Source organism: Streptomyces mirabilis, from assembly GCF_039503195.1.
Classification (GTDB): domain Bacteria; phylum Actinomycetota; class Actinomycetes; order Streptomycetales; family Streptomycetaceae; genus Streptomyces; species Streptomyces mirabilis_D.
In genome coordinates this window covers 6,648,585-6,671,848 of sequence record NZ_JBCJKP010000001.1, presented here as the reverse complement: position 1 = coordinate 6,671,848, position 23,264 = coordinate 6,648,585, and the positions used below count along the sequence as shown (strand labels likewise).

The window sequence follows — 23,264 nt, the reverse complement described above, 5'->3', positions numbered from 1 at the left end:
AAGAACGTATGCGCACATGGCGGTGGCGCGACGGACGGTTGTCCATCGCGCCACCAAAAGGGGTGAACGGTCGTAACTTTCCCGTGCGGGTCGCGTTCCGTCGCGCTACGAGATCAACCAGTCACGTTGCATCACACCGCCGTCAGCTGCCTCCGAGCCGTCCGTCGCTGCGCCGCGACCTCCGGATCCAACGCCGGTACGGCGGCCAGCAGCTGCTTGGTGTACGGGTCGCGCGGCGACTCGTACACCTCGTCGGCGGGCCCGTACTCGACGATCCGGCCGCGTCGCATCACCGCGACCCGGTCGCTGACCTGGCGGACCACCGCGAGGTCGTGCGCCACGAACACGAGCGCGAGCCCGAGTTCCCGCTGCAGTTCGGCGAGCAGGGCGATCACCTGGGCCTGGGTGGTCACGTCGAGCGCGGAGACCGGTTCGTCGCAGACGATGACACGTGGATCGGCGGCGAGCGCCCGGGCGATGCCCACACGCTGGCGCTGTCCGCCGCTGAACTCGTGCGGGTAGCGGTCGTAGTGCGCCGCTTCGAGCCCCACACGCTCCAACAGTTCCCGTACGCGCCCCCGAATGCGCGCCTCGTCCCGTTCCCCCTGCGCGCGCAGCGGATCGGCGATCGACTCGCCCACGCTGCGGCGCGGGTTGAGGGAGGAGACGGGGTCCTGGAAGACCATCTGGACGTCCGGGCGCACGCCTCCGCCGGGCTTGATCTCCCCCGCCGTGGGCTCCAGCAGCCCCACGAGCATCCGTCCCAGGGTGGTCTTGCCGCTGCCGCTCTCGCCCACGATTCCGAGGGTCTCGCCCCGGTGGATCGTCAGCGACACGTCGTCGACGGCCGCGAACGCCTTCTTCCCGCGCCCGAATTCGCGCCGCAGGCCGCTCGCCTCGAGAACGACCTCCTCCGTCACCGCGGAGGCGGTGCGCGGCGCGTCCACACGGGGCACCGCACCGAGGAGCTCTTGGGTGTACGCCTGCGCGGGCGCCCCGAGGACGGCACCGACGAGGCCGTGCTCGACGGCCCGCCCGTGCCGCATGACCAGGATCTCGTCGACGCTCTCGGCGGCGACGCCCACGTCGTGCGTGACGAGGAGCAGGCCCATTCCGGTCTCCTCGCGCAGGGTGTGCAGCAGGTCGAGGATCTGGGCCTGGACGGTCACGTCGAGGGCCGTGGTCGGCTCGTCGGCGATCAGCAGGTCGGGTTCGCAGGCCAGCGCCATCGCGATCAGCGCGCGCTGGCGCATACCGCCGCTGAACTCGTGCGGGCGGGAGCGCGCCCGGCGCGCGGCGTCCGGGATGCCGACGCGGTCGAGCACCTCGACGGCACGCGCGCGTGCGGCACGCCGGGAGGTCTTCACGTGCACCCGGTACACCTCGGCGATCTGGTCGCCGACCGCGTAGTACGGGTCGAGGGACGACAGGGGGTCCTGGAAGACCATGGCGGCCTTCCCGCCGCGCAGCCGCCGCAGTTCGGCGTCGGACGCCTCCTGTACGTCGATGCCGGCCACGCGCACCGAGCCGCCGACGTCGGCTCCCGTGCCGCGGTGCAGCCCCAGGAGGGCCGAGGCGACCGTGGACTTGCCCGAGCCGGACTCACCGACCAGGCCCAGCGCGGCGCCCTTCGCCAGCCGGAAGGACAGGCCGTCGACGGCGCGCAGCGATCCGAACCCGACCGTCAGGTCGGTGACTTCCACCAAGCTCATACGAGCACCACCCGTCGGTCGGCCACCGCGTACAGCACGTCCGCGACGGCGTTGGCGATGACCACGAAGAAGCCGATGACCAGGACCATGCCGACGACCACCGGCAGGTCGACGACGTTCACCGCGTGCACCAGCTCCTGTCCGATGCCGGGCAGTCCGAAGAGCGTCTCGGTGAGCACCGCGCCGCCGACCGCCGAGCCGACGTTGTTGGCGTTCAGCGCGATGATCGGCGCGAACGCCCCGCGCAGCGCGTGCCGCCCGATGATCGACCGCTCACCGACGCCGTACGCCCGGAAGGTCCGGATGTGGTCCTCGGCGAGGGTCTCCAGCATCGCGGCCCTGGTCAGCCGGGCGAACGCGGCGGCTTCGATGAGGGCGAGGGAGAGCCAGGGCAGCAGCAGGTTCCAGGCCCACTGTTCGGGATCGTCGGTGAGGCCGACGTACTGCGGGAAGGGCAGCAGTTGCAGCTGGCCGCAGACGACGATCATGAGCACCAGGCCGATCACGAAGACCGGTGTGGCGACGCCCGCGAGGGTGATGCCGGTCAGCACGCGCTCGGTGAGCCGACCGCGCCGCCACGCGGAGAGGATGCCGGTGCCGACGCCGAGGATCAGCCACAGCACCATCGCGCCGAACACCAGGGACAGGCTGACCGGCAGCTTCGCCAGGATCAGCTGGGTGACCTGGGTGTCGCCCTGGTACGACAGGCCGAGGCAGGGCGCCGAGCAGTGCTCCACCGAGGTGCCGGTGGAGAAGTCCTGCCCGACGAGGATGCCCTGCAGGAAGTGCCAGTAGCGCACGTACAGCGGGTCGTCGAGCCTCAACTGCTGGGCGACCTGGTGCACTTGTTCCGGAGAGCAGCGCGGGCCGCAGGTGATCTGGGCGACGTTGCCGGGGGTGGCGTAGAACACCACGTAGACGATCACCGAGATGGCGAGCAGGGTGATCACGGTGCCGACGGCGCGGCGCAGGACGAATCCTCCGAAGCCGCTCATGCCTTGGCCTCCTTATTGGTGCTCGCGTCCACCGCGGCCTTCTCGGCGCTCGCGTCCGCCGCGGCCTTCTTGGAGTCCGCGGCCGCCTTGGCCTCCCGTTTGCGGCCCGTGCCGACGCGCAGGCGCGAGGCGGCGCGTGGGTCCAGGGCCGTGCGGACGCCGTCGCCGAGGACGGTCAGGGCCAGCACGGTCACCAAGAGCGCCCCGGCGGGCAGCAGCAGGTACTGCGGGGCCGCCTGGTACCAGACGTTGGCGGCCGTGAGCATCTGCCCCCAGGACGGCGTCGGGGGTTTCACTCCGACGCCGAGGAAGGACAGCGCGGCCTCGGCGGAGATGTTCATCGGCACGAGGAGCGCGGCGTAGGTGATGACGGGGGCGGCCAGTCCGGGCAGGAGTTCGCGGCGGGCGATGCGCCACGTGTTCCAGCCGCTGAGCCGCGCGGCGGAGACGTAGTCCAGCCCCTTGAGGGTGAGGGTCTGGGCGCGCACGATCTTCGCGGTGTTGCCCCAGGCGATCAGGCCGATGACGAGCGCGACCAGCAGGGGCCGCGGGAAGCTGCTGGGCACGATCGCCAGCAGGGCCAGCGACATGATCATCAAGGGCATCGCGACGAAGATGTCGGTGATCCGGCTCAACAGTTGATCGATCCATCGGTTGCCGAGTGCGGCCGCGACGCCCACCACGACACCGACGAGGACCTGTACGACGGTCGCCCCCAGCGCGACTCCCAGCGAGACCCGGGCGCCGTACACGAGCCGGGCGAAGAGGTCGCGGCCGGTCTGCGGTTCGACGCCGAGCCAGTGGTCGCCGCTGACGCCGCCGAACGAGCCCACGGGCACACCACCGCGCGCCGAGTCGATGAGGGACGGGTGGTAGGTGGTCGGGTCCTGGCCCTCGATCGCGGTGAGAAGCGGGGCGGCGAGCGCGAGCAGGACGAGCAGCGCGACGACGCCCGCCGCGACGAGGGCGGCGCGCTGCGTGCGCAGCCGCCGCCAGAACTGACGGGCCCCCGAGGCCCCCGGGACGGACACGAGGTCCGTCCCGGGGGCCTGAGAGGCGACGATTGCCTCGCTCACAGCGCTACTTCACCGCGACCTGGGAGATGTCCAGCACGCCGGTCCAGTCGCTGATCACGATGTTCTTGACCGCGCTGCCGTACAGGCGCTTGTAGACGGGGTGGAACAGCGGCACGGTCAGGGCCTGCTGGCCGATCTTCTTGTCCAGTGCGCCCCAGCGCTTGGCGGCCTCGTCAAGATTCGTCAACTTGTTGATCGCGTCGATCTCGTCATTGACGGACTTGTCGTCGAGGAAGCCGGTGTTGAAGTTCGCGCCGTCCTTGACGATCTGGCGGCCGTCGAAGATCGGGGCCAGGAACGGGCCGCCGGAAGGCCAGTCGGCACCCCAGTGGGCGAGGAAGAAGCCGGGCTCGGTCTTCACGCCGTGGATCTTGTCCCGGTAGTCGTTGTCCTCCAGGCCCTGGAGCTTGACCGTGATGCCGGCCTTCTTCAGGGCGTCCTGGAGGGCGGTCGCGATCTCCGGGCTGGTCTCGAAGTTCTTGTCGTTGGAGTGCGTGAGGGTGACGGTGATCCCGTTCGGGTGACCGGCCTCCTTCAGCAGCTCCTTGGCCTTCGCCGGGTTGCCGGACGCGCCCGCCGGGAACTGGTCGTAGGGCGTGTAGCCGAAGGACTTCTGATTCGGCAGATACGTGGTCGCGGCCTCGGCCAGCGACGAACCACCGGCCGCGTTGATCACCGACGAACGGTCGACGGCGTACGCGATCGCCTGCCGCACCTTCGGGTCGTCGAACGGCTTCACCTTCGGGTTGAAGGCGATGTAGTTGGTGTAGCCGAAGTGGCCGGTGCCGACGCGTGCCGCCAGCGCCTTGTCACCCGTCACCTTGGCGAGCTCGGCCGGGCCGAGGTTGGTGTCCGTGGTGACGGCGGTGGCATCCGCCCCCTGGGACGCGGACAGCCGCTGGTTGATCACGGAGGAGTCCAGGCCCGACCGTACGTCGATCTTGTCCGGGTAGGCCTTGCGCTCGGCGTCGGTCGCCGCGGACCAGTACGGGTTGCGCTCCAGGGTGATCCGCTCGCCGTCGTTCTCGTTCTTGACGACCTTGTACGGACCGGAGGAGATCGGGTGCTCCTCGTACTTCGTGCCGTTGTCCTTGGCCTTCGGGACCGGCGTGAACTGGGTCTGCGTGGCGAGGTAGGGGAACTCGCCCTCGGGCTTGTTCAGGTGGAAGACGAGGGTCAGGTCGTCCGGGGTCTCGATCGAGGCGAGGCCCTTCTTGTCCTTGTACGGCCCCTGGTAGTCGGCTCCGCCGATGAGCCAGTCCCGCAGGTAGGGCGCGCCGCCGGAGAGCTCGGCCGCGAAGGAACGCTCGATGCCGTACTTGATGTCGGCGGAGGTGATCGGCGTACCGTCCTCGTACTTGAGGCCCTTCTTCAGGGTGTACGTCCACACGGTCGCGTTCTCGCTCGGGCGGCCGGTGTCGGTGGCGAGATCGGGGACGACCTTGGCGCCGGCGGCCCCGCTCTCGCGGTTGCGCGTGGTCAGCGTACGGAAGACGAGGGAGGGGACGTTGCCGCCGCCGGAGGTGTAGAGGCGCGCCGGGTCGAAGTCCTCCTGCGGACTCGCGTTGAGGACGGTGAGCGTGCCTCCCTTCTGCGGCTTGGAGTCGCCACCGGCGCCCTTGGCATCGTTGTCCTTCGGCCCGCAGGCGGCCGCGCCCGCTGCCACGACCAGGGTGACGGATGCCGCGGCCACGCGGCGGGCTATGACGGACGGTTGACGCATCGGAAGACGACCTCTCGAATGATGAGACAGATTGACGAGGAGTGAGACGGAAGTGAACGGACGTCTGCCCCGGCGTCAGGTCGTCGAAAAGAGGTCGCGAAGTCGGAGAACCAGGGACCAGAAAAAGGTCACCCACGGTCACGACGGAAGCGGAAGCACGACGCACACGCCAAGGGCGGGCGTCAGCGACAGTGGATGTCTGCGACGCAGAGCGCGGTCACGCCGATCAGCGCCAGCTCGATGGCGGCGCGACGGACGACATGACTAGACCACATGCGCAGAAATATGAACGAACTTTCGGAGCATGTCAACGTGGCCCCAGTGGCCCCCCGCGAACCCTCCGTCAACTCCCAGGGTAGGGCCAGGGGTTGGCCCGGCAGTGAATTCCGTCATGGTCGAGGAACTTCGTCTGCTGCTGCATGACGGGCGCGAGCTCGCCGTCCTTGTCGCAGGTGACATGGCCGTATCCGAGGCGGTGGCCGACCTCGTGGTTGATGAGCATCTGCCGGTACGGGTGAATCGCGTCACCGTAGGTCTTGGAGCCCTGCGCCCAGCGGTACGCGTTGATCATCACGCGCTCGGTGGAGGCCGAGTCGCACGACACGTTGTCCTCGGTCGTGTCCAGCCCGGACTTGGCGCACCACTCGGCGGTGGTGCCGGGACTCGCCAGCGTGATCACGAAGTCGGGCTTGCCGGAGGAGATCCGCTCGAAGGTACGGGCGCCGTTGTGGGCCCAACTCCGTTTGTCGTTCAGCGTCTTCTGGACTGCCTGCGCGAAGAGGGCGACGTCGAGGCCGAGGCCCTTCTCCACGTCCACCCGGTATGTGTACTTCTGACCCTTTCCGGGCGCCTTGTCGAACCCGGGGACGGCGTCGAACTTCCCCGAGGCCTTGAGGGTGGCACTGAGCGGGTACCTCACCGCCATCTTCTGGTCGTACGTCAGCGGTGTCGCGCTCGGCGTCACGGACGGGGTCGACCCGGTGTCCCCGGGCGAGGCGGACGCGCGGGCGTCCAGTCCGCCACCGGCGGCGGACTGCGTCTGCGCGGTGGCGTCGTGCCGCCCGGCGGCCACCTGTCCCGCCACCACCACGGCGAGCACGGTGGTGACGGCGGCCGCGGCGATTCCGGTGAACGCCCGCCCCTTGGCGCCCTTGCCCTTCTCCGCCTCCTCGGTCCCCGACTCGTCGGTCCCCGGCCCCTCGCCGCCGCTGCCCTCGCTCTCGTCGAAGGCGTCCACGTAGGCCTGCCGGAGCCCCGGGCCGGGCCCGAGCCCGGCATCGGTCTCCTGCCGCTGCCGGGGGATCCGCGGTCCGGGTGCCCCCTGGGGCATGCCTTGCGGCGCCCCCTGCGGCATGGCCTGCGGCCCGCCGTCCGTGGTCCCCGCCGTCCGCGGGCCACCCCTGAACGCGCCCCAGCCACCGCCGGGTTCACGCTGCTCGGGGTGCCCCGCACGCGCCTGGGGCACACCACGCGCGGGGGTGCCATCGGCGAACCGCGGAACACCGTGGGCCGGCGTGCCCTCAGGAAGACGCGGGAAACCGTGCGCCGGAGTCCCGTCCGGAAGACGCGGAACACCCTGCACCGGCGCCCCGCTCGCCATCCGCGGGAAACCGTGCGCCGGAGTCCCATCAGGAAGACGCGGGAAACCGTGCGCCGGAGTCCCGTCCGGAAGACGCGGAACACCCTGCACCGGAGTCCCCACTTGGGGGCGGGGAGTGCCGGTCGGTGTGGGGCGTCGAGGTCCTGGTGGTTGTGGGCCCAGGGGGCCGCGCGTGGCCCCCTGCGGCGAGGTCGCCGCAGGGCCCGTACCCGGCGCCATCCCTTGAGCCGTGCCCGGTGCGGCACCGGGTGCCGGAACCCTCGGCATCTCCCCCGTGTCGCTCCTACCGGCCCGCCCCCGGCGACTGTGACGTCCCACGCCCCGCCTCAGCTCCCCGCGTCCGCACCGGCCGGGGAGGTCAACTCGCCCGTTTCCGCGAGGAGTTCGCGGAACGCCGAGGCCACCGTCTCCGGATACTCCATCATCGCGACATGCCCCGCGTCCGGCAGCGACAGCAGCCGGGAGTCGCGGAAGGCGCGCGCCGCGCGTCGGGCCATACGGTACGCGACGAGCTGGTCACGGCCGCCGTAGACGAGCAGCGTCGGCGCGAGCACCCGCTCGGCCTGGCGCCACAGCCCGTGCTGGCCGCCCAGCGTGTACGCGTTCACCAGACCGCGCGACGAACGCGCCATGGCGTCCCAGAAGTAGGGCAGCGCGAGCCGCCGCTCCATCTCCTCGACCGCGTCGCGGAACCCCTCGGGCGTCACCATGCCGGGATCGCCGTAACAGAGCGCCATGACCCCGCGAACGCGCTGCTCGGCACTCCAGTCCTTGGTGAGCCGGGTGAACAGCCGCGCCACACCCGGCACCGAGAGCAGCGCCGTCGGCCACGCGGTGCGCTGCGCGCGGATCTCCGGGAGCGCGGGCGAGATCAGGGTGAGCGTCTCGACCAGGTCGGGCCGTACCGCGGCGACGCGCGTGGCGACCGCTCCGCCGAGCGAGTTCCCGAAGAGGTGCACGGGGCCACGCTCGGCCGCGTCGAGATAACGGATGACCGCGCGCGCGTGCCCGGTCACCGAGTAGTTGCCGTCGTCGGGCGGCGGCGAGTCCCCGAAGCCGGGCAGATCGACCGCCTCGCTGTCCACGAGCCCGTCGAGCAGCGGCATCAGCGCCGACCAGTTCTGCGACGAACCGCCCAGTCCATGGACGTACAGGGCGGCCGGCAGTCCCTCTCGCGCGGGCGGTCTCGAACGCACGGTCAGGGTGATCCCGGGCAGCCCGACCGATCGCAGACGCTCCCCCTCCGCGACCCGGACGGTCCCGACCCTCGGCGTGACGGTGGTGGCCAGCACGGCGGGCAGCTCGGTCGAAGACATGCGGCAATGTTACGAGACGATCACGCAGTGGTTCATGTGTTCGCTGTCACAGATCGTGCGCGGATCGTCTAGCGCCTCGATCGGGTGTCTCCTAGGCTTCGATCGAGGGCACTCGTACGTACACCAGGATCCCTACCCAGGGATCCGCACCCAGGGATCCGTACATCAGGAGCGCACTCGCACCGCTCGGGAAGAGGAATCATGACAGTCGACCCGACAGACCCCGAGACCTTCAACGACCGGTTCCGGGAGATCCTTGACCCGGAAGCCCCGGAGGCGGACCTCGCCGAGCAGCTCAGCGAACTGGATCCGGTGGACGACATCGACCCCGAACCCCCCGGTGACCCCCTCAACGCCAACGAGGCCGACCTCGCCGAGCAGGCCAGGGTCGTCCGACTCAACGAGGACGACTACAGGGGATGACCCCATGTGACCGGACCCCGCCGACCAGCGGTATCCGGCGCGGCTTCACGCCCTTCTCGCCCCGTTCGTCACCCTCTGTGTCGTTATCGCACGCGTCCGGTCCGTGAAATTCTGCGCTCGCACCGCGCACAGTGGGGTTACCGAAAAGTACGATGGCGGCGCGGCGCACACCGCATGTGGACAATTTTGGGAGGCGGCGTGACAGCCATCGAGCAGACAGAGGCGGCACGCCCGCGGGGCACTCGCCTGCCGCGCCGTGCCCGACGCAACCAGCTCCTCGGCGCCGCCCAGGAAGTATTCGTTGCGCAGGGGTATCACTCGGCCGCCATGGACGACATCGCCGAGCGCGCGGGCGTCAGCAAGCCGGTTCTCTACCAGCACTTCCCGGGCAAGCTCGACCTCTACCTCGCGCTGCTGGACCAGCACTGCGAGTCCCTGCTGCATGCGGTGCGGACGGCGCTCGCGTCCACCACGGACAACTCGCTGCGCGTCCGCGCCACGATGGACGCCTACTTCGCGTACGTCGAGGACGACGGCGGTGCCTTCCGGCTCGTCTTCGAGTCCGACCTGACGAACGAGCCCGCGGTCCGCGAGCGCGTCGACAAGGTCACGCACGAGTGCGCGGAGGCGATCTGCGAGGTCATCGCGGAGGACACCGGTCTCTCGCGCGCCGAGTCGATGCTCCTCGCCTCGGGCCTGGGCGGCCTCGCACAGGTGGTGGCCCGCTCCTGGCTGCACAGCGACCGCAGCGTCCCGCGCGACCAGGCGGTGCAGCTGCTGACGTCACTGGCCTGGCGGGGTATCGCGGGGTTCCCGCTGCACGGCACCGATCACCACTGACTCACGCCCGACGCCTCACGCCCGACCGCCCCGACCGTGTCTTTGTTCCCGTCCGCTGTTCGCTCTTGGCGTTCTCGGCCGGAACGTGCACGTCCCCTCACCGGGCTAATGTGTGCAGCGTACGGCGCGGAGAGACGCGCACATGACTGACCGTCGGAGGGACAAAGCCGTGGAGGTCAAGATCGGCGTGCAGCACGCGCCCCGCGAGATCGTTCTGGAGAGCGGTCAGACCCCGGAAGAGGTCGAGCGCGCGGTGTCCGAGGCGCTGGCCGGCAAGTCGCAGCTGCTGAGCCTCGTGGACGACCACGGCCGCAAGGTCCTGGTTCCGGCCGACCGCCTCGCGTACGTGGAGCTCGGCGAGCCCACGCAGCGCAAGGTGGGATTCAGCGCGCTGTAGTTCAGGCGAGCGAAAGGGGGCCCGGTGACACTGTCGCCGGGCCCCCTTCGCATGCGCGGAACCGCATCCTCCGCGCGCGTCGCGCCGGGCCCGTACCCCTGGTCTCACCACCACGGATGGAGCACAGCACATCCACAGGGGAGGATTGCGTTCCGCACCTCGGGGGTAGACCCGCTACGACCGATTTGCACCGGCCGTGCGGGAGGGACCCCCACCATGTTCTTGGAAGCGCTCGGCGCCGCGATGCTCGGTCTCGCGCTGGCATGGGGGGCGGCGTACCGACTGCCGCACCGTCTGCCGAGCCGCGGCCTGGTCCTGTCGACCGGTGTCGCCGGAGCCCTGTTCGGGGCCTTCCTGACGCACACGGCCCTGGGCTCCGGTCACTTCCTGGTCATCCTCGCCGGCGCCGTGATCGTCTCCGCCGCGCTGCTGTCGCTTCTGCTGCGCCCCGCGGAAAGATTTCGCCGCCGCTCGGCGACGGCGTGACCGAAGCGGGCGACGGCAAAACTCCTGAGGCCGACAAGCACCAAGGGAACCAAGGGAACCAAGGAAACCGAGGAAACCGGGTCTAGGCCGCCAGGCCCAGTGCCGCCATCCGCTTGGTGTGGGCCTCGGTGATCCGCGAGAACATCCGGCCGACCTCCGCGAGGTCGAACCCGTCCGCCACACCGCCCACGAGCATCGTCGACAGCGCGTCACGGTCCGCGACGACCCGCTGCGACTGCGACAGCGCCTCGCCCATCAGCCGCCGCGCCCACAGCGCGAGCCGACCGCCCACGCGCGGGTCCGCGTCGATGGCGGCGCGCACCTTCTCGACGGCGAAGCTCGCGTGCCCGGTGTCGTCGAGGACGCTGAGCACGAGCCCGCGCGTGTCGGCGTCGAGGCGCGCGGCGACCTCACGGTAGAAGTCGCTGGCGATCGAGTCGCCGACGAACGCCTTGACGAGGCCCTCCAGCCAGTCCGAGGGAGCCGTCTGCCGGTGGAAGCCGTCGAGCGCGGCGACGAACGGTTCCATCGCCTCGGTCGGCTCCGCGCCGACCGAGGCGAGCCGGTCCCGCAGCCGCTCGAAGTGGTGGAACTCGGCCGACGCCATCTTCGCCAGCTCGGCCTTGTCACTGAGCGTCGGGGCCAGCTTGGCGTCCTCCGCGAGCCGCTCGAACGCCGCCAACTCGCCGTAAGCGAGCGCTCCGAGCAGGTCCACGACCGCGGCGCGGTACTGGGGGTCGGCGGCGGCCGTGTCCCAGTTCTGCGCGGCGACTCCGGTGGCCGCGGGGGTGGTCTTGTCGGTGGCCTCGGCGGACCGGTCAGCGGCGTTGTCAGGCGTCGTCATGAAGCGCACAATAGCCCGCTCAACGCACCAGGGAAGTCCCTGGTCAATCAGTGTGACGACGACTACGTGACCAAATCGGCCATCGCATATGCGCGATTCCGGGGTATGGTGGTAATGCGCCCGGCGAGTATTCGACGGGCCGCACGAATGAGGATGCCCGGTCGGTGGCCCGATCGGCTCCGACCCGACAGCCCTCCTCGTCCGTACGGCACATTGCGTACGACATCCGGAGGGAACCCTCAGCGGTACGAGAGCTCGAGCGTCGGCAGTGGTCCCATGCCACTCGGCCAGCCCGTCAAGAGCGGCCGACGTCCCCGGCACGGTCCCCGACACGACCCCCGCGCTCGCCTCGCGCCGCGTACACAGAAGAGGCAGCACCCTGACTACGACTTTCCGAGAGCTCGGAATCCTTCCCGAGACGGCCGAAGCCCTTGAAGCCGTCGGCATCATCACTCCCTTCCCCATCCAGGAGATGACGCTCCCCGTAGCCCTCTCGGGCTCCGACGTCATCGGCCAGGCCAAGACCGGCACCGGCAAGACGCTCGGCTTCGGCCTCCCGCTCCTCGAGCGTGTCACCGTCCCCGCGGACGTCGAAGCGGGCCGGGCCCAGCCCGAGCAGCTCACCGACGCCCCGCAGGCCCTCGTCGTCGTCCCGACGCGCGAGCTGTGCACCCAGGTGACCAACGACCTGCTGACCGCCGGCAAGGTCCGCAACGTACGCGTTCTCGCCATCTACGGCGGCCGGGCGTACGAGCCGCAGGTCGAGGCCCTCAAGAAGGGCGTCGACGTCATCGTCGGCACCCCGGGCCGACTGCTGGACCTCGCGGGCCAGAAGAAGCTCAACCTCAAGCACATCAGGGCGCTCGTCCTCGACGAGGCCGACGAGATGCTCGACCTGGGTTTCCTGCCCGACGTCGAGAAGATCATGAACATGCTGCCGGCCCGCCGTCAGACCATGCTGTTCTCGGCGACCATGCCGGGTGCGGTCATCGGTCTCGCGCGCCGCTACATGTCGCAGCCCACGCACATCCGCGCCACGGCGCCGGACGACGAGGGCGCGACGGTCCGCAACACCGCGCAGTTCATCTACCGCGCGCACAACATGGACAAGCCCGAGCTGGTCGCACGCATACTGCAGGCCGACGGTCGCGGGCTCGCGATGGTGTTCTGCCGCACCAAGCGGACGGCGGCGGACCTCGCCGACCAGCTCCAGCAGCGCGGCTTCGCCTCCGGCGCGGTCCATGGCGACCTCGGCCAGGGCGCCCGCGAGCAGGCACTGCGCGCGTTCCGCAACGGCAAGGTGGACGTCCTCGTCTGCACCGACGTCGCCGCCCGCGGCATCGACGTCGAGGGTGTCACCCACGTCATCAACTACCAGTCCCCCGAGGACGAGAAGACGTACCTGCACCGCATCGGCCGTACGGGTCGCGCGGGCGCCAAGGGCATCGCGATCACCCTCGTCGACTGGGACGACATCCCGCGCTGGCAGCTCATCAACAAGGCACTGGACCTCGGCTTCGGCAACCCGCCGGAGACGTACTCCACGTCCCCGCACCTCTTCGAGGAACTGAACATCCCGGCCGGCACCAAGGGTGTCCTGCCGCGGTCCGAGCGCACCCGCGCCGGCCTCGCGGCCGAAGAGGTCGAGGACCTCGGCGAGACCGGCGGGCGTGGCGGTCCGCGCGGTCGCGGCGGCCGTTCGTCGGCGCCGGCGCCCGTGGAGCGCGAGCGCGAGCATGAGCGCCCGGCGCGCACGCCCCGCCGCCGTCGCCGTACGCGCAACGGTGCCGCGCTGGAGGAGACGTCCACGACGCCGACTCCGGAGGCGACCACCGAGCCCGCCGCCGTGGAGGCCACCGAGCCCCGCACCCCGCGTCGCCGTCGCCGTACGCGCGCCGGGGGTACGGCGGAGACAGTGGCGGCTGCCGCTACGGTCTCCGAGCCGTCGGTGAGCGAGACCTCGCAGGCCGCGGAGACCGCGGTCTCCGCGGCCGAGGGCGCGGTCGAGGCCACGCCGGAGGACGCGGTCGCGAAGCAGCGTCGACGTCGGACCCGTAAGACGGCGGAGGCCGCTCCTGCCCCGGTCGAGACCGTGGCCGTCGTGGCGGAATCCGCGCCCGTCGTGGAAGCCGTCACCGAGGCTGTCGTCGAGGCCGTCGCGGAGGCTCCGGCCAAGCCGGTTCGTCGCCGTACCCGCAAGGCCGCCGAGGCCGTCGTCGACGCGGCCGAGGGCGTGGTCGAGGCCGCGCCGGAGGCCCCCGCCGCCAAGCCGCGGCGTACGCGGGCCAAGGCCACGGCCGAGGCGCCCGCCGAAGCGGCCGTGGACAGCGCCGAAGCCACCGCCAAGCCCGTCCGTCGCCGCACTCGCAAGGCCGTCGCGGAGCCCGTCGCGACTGTCGAGGCCGTGGCGCCCGTAGAGGCCGGGATTCCGGCGCAGACCGCCGCCGTCGTCGAGGCCGTCGCGGAGGCTCCGGCCAAGCCGGTTCGTCGCCGTACCCGCAAGGCCGCCGAGGCCGCGGAGGTCGCGGTCGACACGGCGGAGGGTGTCGCCGAGGCGCCGGTCGCCAAGCCGCGGCGTACGCGCAAGGCGGCGGTGGCCGTGGTCGACGCGGTCGAGGCCGCGCCGGAGGCCCCCGCCACCAAGCCGCGGCGTACGCGGGCCAAGGCCACGGCCGAGGCGCCCGCCGAAGCGGCCGTGGACAGCGCCGAAGCCACCGCCAAGCCCGTCCGTCGCCGGACCCGCAAGGCCGTCGCGGAGCCCGTCGCGGAGCCCGTAGAGGCGGCGATCCCCGCTCAGCCGGCCGCCGGTGACGAGCCGGAGGCCAAGCCGCGTCGGCGTGCCCGCAAGGTCGTGGAGCCCGCGGTCGCCGCGGAGGCCGCGCCCGAGGCGGCAGCGCCGCGTCGGCGTACGCGCAAGGCGGCGGCTGCCGCGGAGAGCTGATTCTCAGCCGATGGCCCGGTCCCACAACACGCAGTGGGGCCGGGCCATCGGCGTTCTCCCGACCCCCCGGGTGGGTTCATCGGCTGCGGGTGGGTGGGGGCTGGGAGGGCAGTTCCCCGCGCCCCTGGGGCACGGGGCTGCGCGCCGGCGCCCCATCGGCCTGACGGCCTCGTCCTCACACGCCGGACGAGCTGGGGGCTTTCAGGGGCGCGGGGAACTGCGCGCTCAGCCCCCACCGGCCGTCAGCCGGACAACTACGGGCGGGCGGGGAGCCGGGGCGCAGCCCCGCCCGATAGCCTCGGGGCATGAGCAGGCCCCCCTCCTTCGCGCCGCCCGCCGGTGTCCGTGCCTACCGTCTCCGCACCGACCGCGGCGAGTTCGCCGCGCTCGACGCCGCGCCGCAGGCGCGGCTGAAGGGAACCGTGCTGCTGCTGCCGGGTTTCACCGGCAGCAAGGAAGACTTCATCGCGCTGCACGAGCCGCTCGCGGCGCGCGGGTACCGTACCGTCGCCGTGGACGGCCGCGGGCAGTACGAGAGCGACGGTCCCGAGCACGACGAATCGGCGTACGCGCAGGCCGAGTTGGCGAAGGACGCGCTCGCCCAGGCGGCAGCCGTCGGCACTCCCGTGCACATTGTCGGCCACTCCCTCGGCGGACTGGTCGCCCGCGCCGCCGTCCTCCTCGACCCGACCCCCTTCGCCTCACTCACCCTCATGGCCTCGGGCCCCGCCCAGATCTCCGCCTCCCAGCAACAGCGCGTCGAACTGCTCCGGGACGCCCTCGCCGTGATGGACATGGCCCAGGTGTGGGACGCCATCCAGGCGATGGAACCGCCGGAGGAGATCGACACGGCCGATCTCGACGGTGGGCTGGACGACCGCGAGGACCTGCGGCGCCGCTGGCTGCTCACCCGACCGGCCCAGCTGATCGCGACCGGCCGTCAGCTGTGCACGGAGCCGGACCGCGTCGCCGAGCTGGCCGCCGTACACCTGCCCAAGCATGTGCTGTCGGGTGCGTTCGACGACACCTGGCCGGTGCCGCTCCTGGACGACATGGCCGTACGTCTCAAGGCCCGGCGCACGGTCGTACGGGGAGCCGAGCACTCCCCGAACACGGACCAGCCCGAGCAGACGGCCCTCGCCCTCGCCAAGTTCTGGGATCAGACGCAGGAGTGATCCGGGGGCGGCCCGGTAGCAGCTAGTACTGCGCCTGCAAGTGCTCCCAGAAGCCGTCCCGGAGCGCGCGGCGCAGGTCCGCCTGGCCCCGCAGGGAGTACTGCAGCAGCCCCTCGGCCTCGACCAGCAGATCCTGGTCGACCGAGCCGGGCAGGTAGGGGTGGCCCGGCAGCAGTTCCACCAGCGCCTCGCGACCCCGCGCGGCCAGCCACTTCGCGGCGATCTGGGCGCCCACGAACCGCACGTCCTCGCGGGAGGGCCGGCTCGCCGCCGTCGGGTCGTAGGTCGCGGAGGTGCGCCGGGACACGTAGGGCTTGAAGAATTCGAGGTCGAACGTGCGCTGGCTGTCGACCTCCCACAGCAGCGGCTCGGCCTGGTTGCGGCCCTCGGGCGCCTCGATACCCCAGAGGTGGACCCGCGCCCCGTACCCCTGCGCCGCCTCGACCGCCGACACCAGGTCCTCGTCGCCGCCGAGCAGTGCGGCGTCGCTGATGGCGCGGTGCCGGGCGAGGGACTCCAGGTCGGAGCGGATGAGGGAATCGACGCCCTTTTGCTGGTTGTTGGCGTTGAGGTTGCCCAACCGGACCTTCACGTCCGGGAGTTCGGCGATCGTCTGCTGTTCCGCGGTGTGGATACGGCGGCGTGCGCCGTCGTACCAGTAGACGCGCAGCAGCCTGCTGTCGGCGAAGATGGTGCGGGCCCTGTCGATGAGCGCGTCGATGAGACCTTCGGCGTCGAGGTCGAAGGCGCGGCGGTCCTCGGTCCCGGCGACGAGCCGCCCCGCGGCCGCGTACAGGTATCCGGCGTCGACGAAGATCGCATGGGTCGAGGGCGTCTTCGCCACCTCGGCGAGCATGCGCTGGAGCAGCTCGTTCGTGCGGTCGATGCGGGCGCCGAGCGCCGCGTGGTCGTCGTTCATCACCTCCATTGTCCCGGCGGTCACGCTGCGAACACAACCGGTCCCGTTCAGTCTCCTCCAGACTTCTTACCGGACAGTAATTAGGTTCTCGAAAAATTTCCTTAGCGTAGGGAATGTTTGTAACACGCACCCCGTTGAATACGAACGGAAGCGCGAGCACCGACGTCTCGCGCACCGCACGCCAGTAGTTCTCCTCAGGAGGATGACCAGACGAAGGGAGAAGCCCATGCGCTTCGAAATCATGCGACTCGACGATGTCGACGGCACGCCCGTGGACACCACCGTTGTAGACGCCGCCTCCGTCAACCGGATCGTTCAGCAGGCCGCCGCCATCGGGCAGCGACTGTGGATCCGCCCGACCGAATCGTCCGCTTCATAACATCTCAGAGCAGTTCGAAGCATCACGGAGCAGTTCACCTCCGGGGGACGCCTTCAGCTTTCAAAGCCCCGTACGGCACGACGCCGTACGGGGCTTTGCACGTTCTCACCGGCTCACGATCAGCTCGCCCGGATCACCTGGGTGATCCCGTTGATGATCTGCTGCACGGCGATCGCGGACAGCATCATGCCCGCCAGCCGCGTCACCAGCACGACACCGCCGTCCTTGATGACGCGGATGATCAGCAGCGAGTAGCGCATGACCAGCCACAGCACGACGTGGATGGCGAGGATCGCGGCCCACACGGACACCTGGGTGGCGACGGTGTCGGCCTTCTGGACCGCGAGGATCACCGACACGATCGCGCCGGGGCCCGCGAGCAGCGGCATGCCGAGCGGTACGAGGGCGACGTTGACGTCCTTGGTCTGCTTGGGCTCGTCGGTCTTGCCGGTCAGCAGGTCGAGGGCGATCAGCAGGAGCAGCAGCCCGCCCGCGATCATCAGCGCGGGCACGGACACATGCAGGTAGTCGAGGATCTGGTGGCCGAGGAGGCCGAAGACGGCGATCACGCCGCCGGCCACGCAGACGGCCTGGAGGGCCATCCGCTTCTGCACCTTGGCGGGGCGTCCCGCGGTGAGCGCGAGGAAGATCGGGGTGATCCCGGGGGGATCCATGATGACGAAGAGGGTGAGGAAGAGGGAGCCGAAGACGGCGACGTCGAACATGAGTGAGTGAGGCCTTGCGGAGGTGGGGAAACCGGCGCGGCGAGATCTGCCGCCACCGCTGGGGAAGGGCGTTCCGCCGGGCGGAACGGGGGCACACGACGGCCGGCGTCGGGTACGTTGCCGAGGCCTTGGGCAGGCGCTTGGGCAGGCGCTTCGTCAGGTGCCCTGTCGGGTGCTTCAAGGAACCTGGGGCGTGAAGGCGGGCGTCAGACTCCGCCGGCGCCCGGCACGGGGAACGCCCCGGTCGCACGCCGGGTGATCTCGCCGTACACCTCGGGGTCGGTGGTGAACTCCCCGAGCACGCAGGTCTTGCGGCTGCCGTGGTAGTCGCTGGATCCGGTGGCGAGCAGTCCCAGGTCGGCGGCGAGGCCGCGCAGCCGGGCGCGGGTGGCCGGCTCATGGTCCATGTGGTCCACCTCGATGCCGTCGAGCCCGGCGGCGGCCAGGTCGGCGATCGCGGACTCCGGCACGGTCCGGCCGCGCTTGGCGGCGGCCGGGTGCGCGAACACGGTCACGCCGCCCGCGGCCTTGACGAGACGGATCGCCTCGAAGGGGTCGGTCTCGTGCTTGGGGACGTAGGCCCGGCCGCCGTCGGCCAGCCAGTCCTGCGTGAAGGCGTCGGAGACGCTGTCCACGACCCCCAGCTCGACCAGGGCGGAGGCGACGTGCGGTCGCCCGACGGATCCGTCGCCCGCGATGCGCGCGACCTGCTCCCAGGTGACCGGCACACCGAGCTCCTGGAGCTTGGCGACCATGGCCCGGGCGCGCGGCACGCGATCGTCGCGCACCAGCTCGCGCTCGGCGAGCAGCCCGGGCTCCTCGGGGTCGAAGAGGTAGGCCAGCACGTGCATGCTGATGCCGTCGAGGCGGCAGGAGAGCTCGGCGCCCGTGACGAGGGTGAGCCCCTCGGGCAGCGCGGCCAGCGCCTCCGCGTACCCGCGGGTCGTGTCGTGATCGGTCAGCGCGACGACGTCGAGACCGGCGGCGCCGGCGTTGCGCACCAGCTCGGCCGGGGTGTCCGTACCGTCCGACGCGGTGGAGTGGGTGTGCAGATCGATGCGCACGACGCGGACTCCAGGCGATGACGGGGTGACAGGGGACGCTCAAGCATAACGGGATTTCCGAGCGCCTTGTCACAGCCGCAAGTACCGGGCGCCCCCTACAACCACCCTGCGCGAAGCGCCCCGTCAGGGGCGCGGGGAACCGCGCGCTCAGCCCAGAGCAAACCCGCACGCCTCCACGCAACCACCCAAGGACCCAAACCCGAGGACCCAAGAACCCCAGAACCCGAGGCACCGCACACCCCAGCGGAGCGCTACGGCTCCAGGATCCGTGGCGACAACGCCCCGCACGGCAACAGATCCACTTCCGCCCCCGCATCCCGCAGATCCGTCAGCACCAGCTCGTCGTACATCAGCAGCCCCGACTGCTCGGGCCACACCACCGCCCACACCCACAGCCCCAGCGCCTCGCCCGCGAAGACGGCACGGTCGTCGGGGCTGCCGGCCACATGCCAGAGCGGGGTCGGGCGGCCGGCCGCGAGGACCTTCGCCTGGGGCGGTTTCTCGACGTTCATGTACGGCCCCGGGTCGGGTCCGTCGATACCCGCGTACCGCGCGCCGAGGCCGACGCCGAGCTCCTCGGCGACGAGGATCAGCTCCCCTATGCCGCCGAGCGGCCCGGGACCCGAGCAGGCCACGGCCGTCGCGCGCCCTCCGCTGCGATCGTCACCGGCGAAGGCCGCACCGGTGAACAGCCAGCCGACCGGCAGTGGCCACGGCATCCACACCGGCACCTGGGCACGGTGCACCACTACACCGAGGGCCTCGACGCTGGGCGGGATCACGGGCTGCAGCGGATACACGGCCCCGTGCGCATCGCACTGCCAGGAGTCGGCAAAGAGGCCGGGAGCCCTGACCCGGCCACCACACTTCGGGCAACTGGGTTCGCCCCTCATAGGGCCCCACGGTCCTCCCCGTATTTCGCCGCGTCAAGGACGATCACCCGTCCGGAGGGCGCCGGTCACCCGATGGAACTAGATGCAGCTTGCATTAATTAGTCCTTCTAACTTATTATGTGTATACGCCAACGATCTAGCCATCGATCCACCGATCTCTCCCTACGCAGTCGAGGAGCGAGCATGACCAACACCACGGGAGGTCCCGCCGAGGGGGACACATTCGACGCCGGCGCGGGCAGCATCCTGCGGCAGCCGAAGGCCGTCTGGGCGACCGCCGGCGCATCCGTCGTCGCCTTCATGGGCATCGGGCTCGTCGACCCGATCCTGCCCTCCATCGCCAAGGGCCTGGACGCCACCCCGAGCCAGGTCTCGCTGCTGTTCACCTCGTACTTCCTGATCACCGCGGTCGCGATGCTGGTGACCGGCTTCGTCTCCAGCCGCATCGGCGGCAAGAAGACCCTGCTGCTCGGCCTCGCGCTCGTCGTGGTCTTCGCGGGGCTCGCGGGCACGTCGGGCTCGGTCGGCGAACTCGTCGGCTTCCGGGCCGGCTGGGGTCTGGGCAACGCGCTGTTCGTCTCCACCGCCCTCGCCGTCATCGTCGGCGCGGCGGCCGGCGGCAGCGCCGCGGCGATCCTGCTCTACGAGTCCGCGCTCGGCCTCGGCATGGCGTGCGGGCCGCTGCTCGGCGCCCTGCTCGGCAACGCCAGCTGGCGCTACCCCTTCTTCGGCACCGCGTTCCTGATGGCGGTCGGCTTCCTGTGCATCACGGCGTTCCTGAAGGAGCAGCCGAGGCCCGCGAAGAAGACCTCACTGCTCGACCCGATCAAGGCGCTCGGCCACGGCGGCCTCGCCTCGGCGGCCGTGTCGGCGTTCTTCTACAACTACACGTTCTTCACCGTGCTGGCCTTCACCCCGTTCGTGCTGAACATGACTCCCTACAAGTCGGGCGCCGTGTTCTTCTGCTGGGGCCTGCTGCTCGCCGTCTTCTCGGTGATCGTGGCGCCCCGGATGCAGGCACGGTTCGGCTCGCTCAAGGTGCTGGGCGGCTCCCTGGTCCTGCTCGCCGCCGACGTGCTCGTGCTCGGGTACGGCAACCACACCGCGGCCGTGGTCTGCACGATCCTGTCGGGCGCCTTCATCGGCGTGAACAACACCGTCTACACCGAGCTGGCCCTCGGCGTGTCGGACGCACCGCGCCCGGTGGCGAGCGCCGGCTACAACTTCGTCCGGTGGTTCGCCGCCGCGGCCGCGCCCTACTTCGCGCCGAAGATCGAGGAGTGGAGCGACATCCACATCCCGTTCGTGGTCGCCGCGATCACCGCCGTGATCGGAGCGGTCGTGGTCTTCGTACGCCGGAACGCGCTCTCCCACGAGGCCGAGGAGCTCCAGCCGAAGCACGCCACCGAGGACAGTGTGACCGTGTTCGCCAACTGACTGTTTTCGGCCAGGAGACCGGCCTGGTCTCAGGCCGGCGGAGCCGGGCGAGAAGTACTCAATCCAGCGGAACGGACCTGCGCGAGGGATCGCGCAGGTCCGTTCCGCCGTTCAGCCAACGTTCCTGAAGGGCCCCGGCGCCGTGCACACGCTTCCACGCGGCCTCGTTCGGCGTCATCGGGAGCAGCGGCAGGAACCGTACGGGATCGGCGGGCGCGTCCAGCTCCAGGTCCTCGACCAGACCACCGGACTCGGCGACCAGGACCGAGGTGAACGGCGCGCCGGGCCACAGCGCCCCGCCCACGTCGAGCGAGGCACCGGGGGCCACGATCAGCCCCTCGACCTGCGGGGACGCGGCGAGCACGGCGAGCGGGCGGAGCACCTTGTCGGTGTCGGCGGTACCGGGGCGGACCGACAGGACCAGCTCCGCGCGCGGGCCCTTCACCGGGTCGGCGAGGACCGCCGTGGGGTCCGCCATCGGCTGGGCGGACATACCCAGCGTGGCGTAGCGGACGACGTCACCCTCTGTGAAGCGCAGCACCTCGATACGGTCGGTGCCGAGGAAGGTGACCGCGGCCCGGGCGTCGGGTTCGCCCAGCGCGGAGCGCAACCGAGCCTCGACCAAAGGAAGAACATCAGCCATGAGCCGAGCATAGAACTCGTCAGCAACGGGCAAAGCGGCGGCTTGACGCTTCAGTGCGCTGATAGTCTTGGCCGCTGGTCGGGGCAGCACGCAGAAGCGTCGCTCTCAAGCTCCGACGCACTGAGACTGACTGTCTTCCCCACGGGGGGAGCCAGCTCCCCCACGGGGGATGGATCGTCCCTCACGGGGGACCGACCGGAGGAGGTGGGGCTGCAATGGACCGAAGTCGACCTGGCAGTACCACCCGCTCTTCCGGTCGCTGAAGTTCCGTAGCTGGTTCCAGCCGCTCCCCGGCTCTTGTAGCTCTGTCGGCTGCTTCCTCCTGCAAACGTGTGCATACGTGTCAGCGTTGTCCCGGTGCACCACGGAAGAGCGCTTCGTTTCCGCCTGATCCATCCGATCTGTCTGATCTGAATCAGTAGCGAAGCTGCCACCGCGACGGTGCGGTGCTCCCCGCTTTGTGGACGTGCCAAACATCCGCAGTCAGGACGTCCCCATTCCGGGTAGTTCCAACCGTCGTCGGTCGCCTCCGTTGCGAAGGAGCCCGTCATGTCGATGATTCGTGACCTGCGTGCCGCGGTCCGCCCCCGTCCCTCGCTGCGCAAGGACAGTGGCTCGTACGACCACACCCGCGCCCCCGGGACCAACTCCGCAGTGGTCGACTGCGCCGTCTACCGCGACGGTGCCCGCGTCCAGACCCCCGAGCCGCTGACGCCCCAGGAGGCGATGCGGCTGGTGCATCGCGACGGGGGCTTCGTGTGGATCGGCCTGCACGAGCCCACGGAGGCCGAATTCGCCGGTATCGCGGGCGAGTTCGGGCTGCACCCGCTGGCCGTCGAGGACGCCGTCCAGGCCCACCAGCGGCCCAAGCTGGAGCGCTACGACGACTCCCTGTTCACCGTCTTCAAGACCATCCACTACGTCGAGCACGACGAACTCACCGCCACCAGCGAGATCGTGGAGACCGGCGAGGTCATGTGCTTCACCGGGCGGGACTTCTTCATCACCGTCCGGCACGGCGGGCAGGGCTCGCTGCGGGCCCTGCGGCACCGGCTGCAGGACGACCCCGAGCTGCTCGCCAAGGGCCCCTCCGCCGTGCTGCACGCCATCGCCGACCACGTCGTCGACGGGTACATCGCGGTCGCGGACGCCGTGCAGGACGACATCGACGAGGTGGAGACCGAGGTCTTCTCGCCGGGCCGCAAGGGCACCCCGCGCGGCACGGACGCCGGCCGCATCTACCAACTCAAGCGCGAGGTGCTGGAGTTCAAGCGGGCCGTGTCCCCGCTGCTGCGCCCCATGCAGCTGCTCAGCGAGCGCCCGATGCGGCTGATCGACCCGGACATCCAGAAGTACTTCCGCGACGTCGCCGACCACCTCGCCCGTGTCCAGGAGCAGGTCCTCGGCTTCGACGAACTGCTCAACTCCATCCTCCAGGCCAACCTCGCGCAGGCGTCCGTGACGCAGAACGAGGACATGCGCAAGATCACTTCCTGGGCCGCGATCATCGCCGTACCGACGATGGTCTGTGGCGTGTACGGCATGAACTTCGACTACATGCCGGAGCTGCACTGGAAGTTCGGCTACCCGCTGGTGCTGGGCGCCACGGTCGGGATGTGTCTGGCGATCCACCGGATCCTGAAGCGCAACGGCTGGCTCTGAGCGCACCGGGTGAC

Annotated in this window: 22 protein-coding genes; 9 read left to right on the top strand and 13 right to left on the bottom strand. The window is 70.5% G+C overall.

The window, feature by feature from the left end:
• Positions 1 to 131: 131 nt before the first annotated feature.
• The 7 genes from AAFF41_RS30860 to AAFF41_RS30830 all read right to left on the bottom strand — a co-directional run bounded on the left by AAFF41_RS30860 (position 132) and on the right by AAFF41_RS30830 (position 8,422).
• Positions 132 to 1,712 carry an ABC transporter ATP-binding protein gene (locus tag AAFF41_RS30860; RefSeq protein WP_319746548.1) on the bottom strand — a complete coding sequence of 527 codons (1,581 nt, stop codon included), beginning with the start codon at positions 1,710 to 1,712 and terminating at the stop codon, positions 132 to 134.
• The gene (locus tag AAFF41_RS30855; RefSeq protein WP_067368552.1) at positions 1,709 to 2,707 is read right to left on the bottom strand and encodes an ABC transporter permease; all 999 of its coding nucleotides are present in this window, start codon (positions 2,705 to 2,707) and stop codon (positions 1,709 to 1,711) included. Before AAFF41_RS30855 ends, AAFF41_RS30860 begins: the two co-directional genes overlap by 4 nt.
• Complete coding sequence (locus AAFF41_RS30850; RefSeq protein ID WP_343324961.1) at positions 2,704 to 3,783, bottom strand: ABC transporter permease; 1,080 nt, start codon at positions 3,781 to 3,783, stop codon at positions 2,704 to 2,706. The genes AAFF41_RS30855 and AAFF41_RS30850 overlap by 4 nt, the downstream gene beginning before the upstream one ends.
• Before the next feature lie 4 nt (positions 3,784 to 3,787).
• On the bottom strand, positions 3,788 to 5,506 hold the full coding sequence (locus AAFF41_RS30845; RefSeq protein WP_343324960.1) for an ABC transporter substrate-binding protein: 1,719 nt from the start codon (positions 5,504 to 5,506) through the stop codon (positions 3,788 to 3,790).
• A gap of 182 nt (positions 5,507 to 5,688) precedes the next feature.
• Positions 5,689 to 5,781, bottom strand: coding sequence for an Ms4533A family Cys-rich leader peptide (locus AAFF41_RS30840; protein WP_319746554.1), 93 nt, complete (start codon positions 5,779 to 5,781; stop codon positions 5,689 to 5,691).
• Between the two features lie 68 nt (positions 5,782 to 5,849).
• Positions 5,850 to 7,106 carry a DUF3152 domain-containing protein gene (locus tag AAFF41_RS30835; RefSeq protein WP_425526175.1) on the bottom strand — a complete coding sequence of 419 codons (1,257 nt, stop codon included), beginning with the start codon at positions 7,104 to 7,106 and terminating at the stop codon, positions 5,850 to 5,852.
• A gap of 326 nt (positions 7,107 to 7,432) precedes the next feature.
• On the bottom strand, positions 7,433 to 8,422 hold the full coding sequence (locus AAFF41_RS30830; RefSeq protein ID WP_319746558.1) for an alpha/beta fold hydrolase: 990 nt from the start codon (positions 8,420 to 8,422) through the stop codon (positions 7,433 to 7,435).
• A 201-nt stretch (positions 8,423 to 8,623) separates the two neighbouring features.
• On the opposite strand from AAFF41_RS30830, the gene AAFF41_RS30825 reads away from it, so the two are divergent.
• From AAFF41_RS30825 to AAFF41_RS30810, 4 genes are all read left to right on the top strand, one after another.
• The gene (locus tag AAFF41_RS30825) at positions 8,624 to 8,845 is read left to right on the top strand and encodes a hypothetical protein (protein WP_067368536.1); all 222 of its coding nucleotides are present in this window, start codon (positions 8,624 to 8,626) and stop codon (positions 8,843 to 8,845) included.
• 198 nt (positions 8,846 to 9,043) lie between these two features.
• A complete protein-coding gene (locus tag AAFF41_RS30820; protein WP_054228200.1) occupies positions 9,044 to 9,685 on the top strand; it encodes a TetR/AcrR family transcriptional regulator in 642 nt (213 codons plus the stop codon).
• Between the two features lie 169 nt (positions 9,686 to 9,854).
• Positions 9,855 to 10,082: a DUF3107 domain-containing protein gene (locus AAFF41_RS30815; RefSeq protein WP_028801993.1), complete on the top strand. Its 228-nt coding sequence runs from the start codon at positions 9,855 to 9,857 to the stop codon at positions 10,080 to 10,082.
• A gap of 216 nt (positions 10,083 to 10,298) precedes the next feature.
• The gene (locus AAFF41_RS30810) at positions 10,299 to 10,568 is read left to right on the top strand and encodes a hypothetical protein (RefSeq protein ID WP_054228201.1); all 270 of its coding nucleotides are present in this window, start codon (positions 10,299 to 10,301) and stop codon (positions 10,566 to 10,568) included.
• An 82-nt stretch (positions 10,569 to 10,650) separates the two neighbouring features.
• Here the strand turns inward: AAFF41_RS30810 and AAFF41_RS30805 are convergent, their stop codons facing one another.
• Positions 10,651 to 11,412 (bottom strand): ferritin-like fold-containing protein, encoded by a 762-nt coding sequence (locus AAFF41_RS30805; RefSeq protein ID WP_082416308.1) that lies wholly within the window; start codon positions 11,410 to 11,412, stop codon positions 10,651 to 10,653.
• A 472-nt stretch (positions 11,413 to 11,884) separates the two neighbouring features.
• On the opposite strand from AAFF41_RS30805, the gene AAFF41_RS30800 reads away from it, so the two are divergent.
• Entirely contained in the window at positions 11,885 to 14,353 is a 2,469-nt protein-coding gene (locus AAFF41_RS30800) for a DEAD/DEAH box helicase (RefSeq protein ID WP_343324958.1), read from the top strand.
• A gap of 305 nt (positions 14,354 to 14,658) precedes the next feature.
• The gene (locus tag AAFF41_RS30795) at positions 14,659 to 15,528 is read left to right on the top strand and encodes an alpha/beta fold hydrolase (RefSeq protein WP_319746565.1); all 870 of its coding nucleotides are present in this window, start codon (positions 14,659 to 14,661) and stop codon (positions 15,526 to 15,528) included.
• A gap of 22 nt (positions 15,529 to 15,550) precedes the next feature.
• Here the strand turns inward: AAFF41_RS30795 and AAFF41_RS30790 are convergent, their stop codons facing one another.
• The gene (locus tag AAFF41_RS30790) at positions 15,551 to 16,456 is read right to left on the bottom strand and encodes an NYN domain-containing protein (RefSeq protein WP_179858560.1); all 906 of its coding nucleotides are present in this window, start codon (positions 16,454 to 16,456) and stop codon (positions 15,551 to 15,553) included.
• Between the two features lie 217 nt (positions 16,457 to 16,673).
• On the opposite strand from AAFF41_RS30790, the gene AAFF41_RS30785 reads away from it, so the two are divergent.
• The gene (locus AAFF41_RS30785) at positions 16,674 to 16,826 is read left to right on the top strand and encodes a hypothetical protein (RefSeq protein ID WP_097286158.1); all 153 of its coding nucleotides are present in this window, start codon (positions 16,674 to 16,676) and stop codon (positions 16,824 to 16,826) included.
• A gap of 119 nt (positions 16,827 to 16,945) precedes the next feature.
• Here AAFF41_RS30785 and AAFF41_RS30780 read toward each other — a convergent pair whose 3' ends face one another.
• The 3 genes from AAFF41_RS30780 to AAFF41_RS30770 form a co-directional block, all read right to left on the bottom strand.
• The gene (locus AAFF41_RS30780) at positions 16,946 to 17,551 is read right to left on the bottom strand and encodes a MarC family protein (RefSeq protein ID WP_075028797.1); all 606 of its coding nucleotides are present in this window, start codon (positions 17,549 to 17,551) and stop codon (positions 16,946 to 16,948) included.
• A 206-nt stretch (positions 17,552 to 17,757) separates the two neighbouring features.
• Positions 17,758 to 18,615: a PHP domain-containing protein gene (locus AAFF41_RS30775; protein WP_099920771.1), complete on the bottom strand. Its 858-nt coding sequence runs from the start codon at positions 18,613 to 18,615 to the stop codon at positions 17,758 to 17,760.
• Between the two features lie 251 nt (positions 18,616 to 18,866).
• The gene (locus AAFF41_RS30770) at positions 18,867 to 19,508 is read right to left on the bottom strand and encodes a DUF6758 family protein (protein ID WP_054228207.1); all 642 of its coding nucleotides are present in this window, start codon (positions 19,506 to 19,508) and stop codon (positions 18,867 to 18,869) included.
• Positions 19,509 to 19,691: 183 nt separating this feature from the next.
• On the opposite strand from AAFF41_RS30770, the gene AAFF41_RS30765 reads away from it, so the two are divergent.
• Positions 19,692 to 20,945, top strand: a complete 1,254-nt coding sequence (locus AAFF41_RS30765; protein ID WP_054228208.1) for an MFS transporter — start codon at positions 19,692 to 19,694, stop codon at positions 20,943 to 20,945.
• 58 nt (positions 20,946 to 21,003) lie between these two features.
• On the opposite strand, the gene AAFF41_RS30760 is transcribed toward AAFF41_RS30765, so the two are convergent.
• Complete coding sequence (locus AAFF41_RS30760) at positions 21,004 to 21,588, bottom strand: suppressor of fused domain protein (protein ID WP_054228209.1); 585 nt, start codon at positions 21,586 to 21,588, stop codon at positions 21,004 to 21,006.
• A 549-nt stretch (positions 21,589 to 22,137) separates the two neighbouring features.
• On the opposite strand from AAFF41_RS30760, the gene AAFF41_RS30755 reads away from it, so the two are divergent.
• A complete protein-coding gene (locus tag AAFF41_RS30755; RefSeq protein ID WP_266642050.1) occupies positions 22,138 to 23,250 on the top strand; it encodes a magnesium and cobalt transport protein CorA in 1,113 nt (370 codons plus the stop codon).
• Positions 23,251 to 23,264 lie beyond the last annotated feature (14 nt).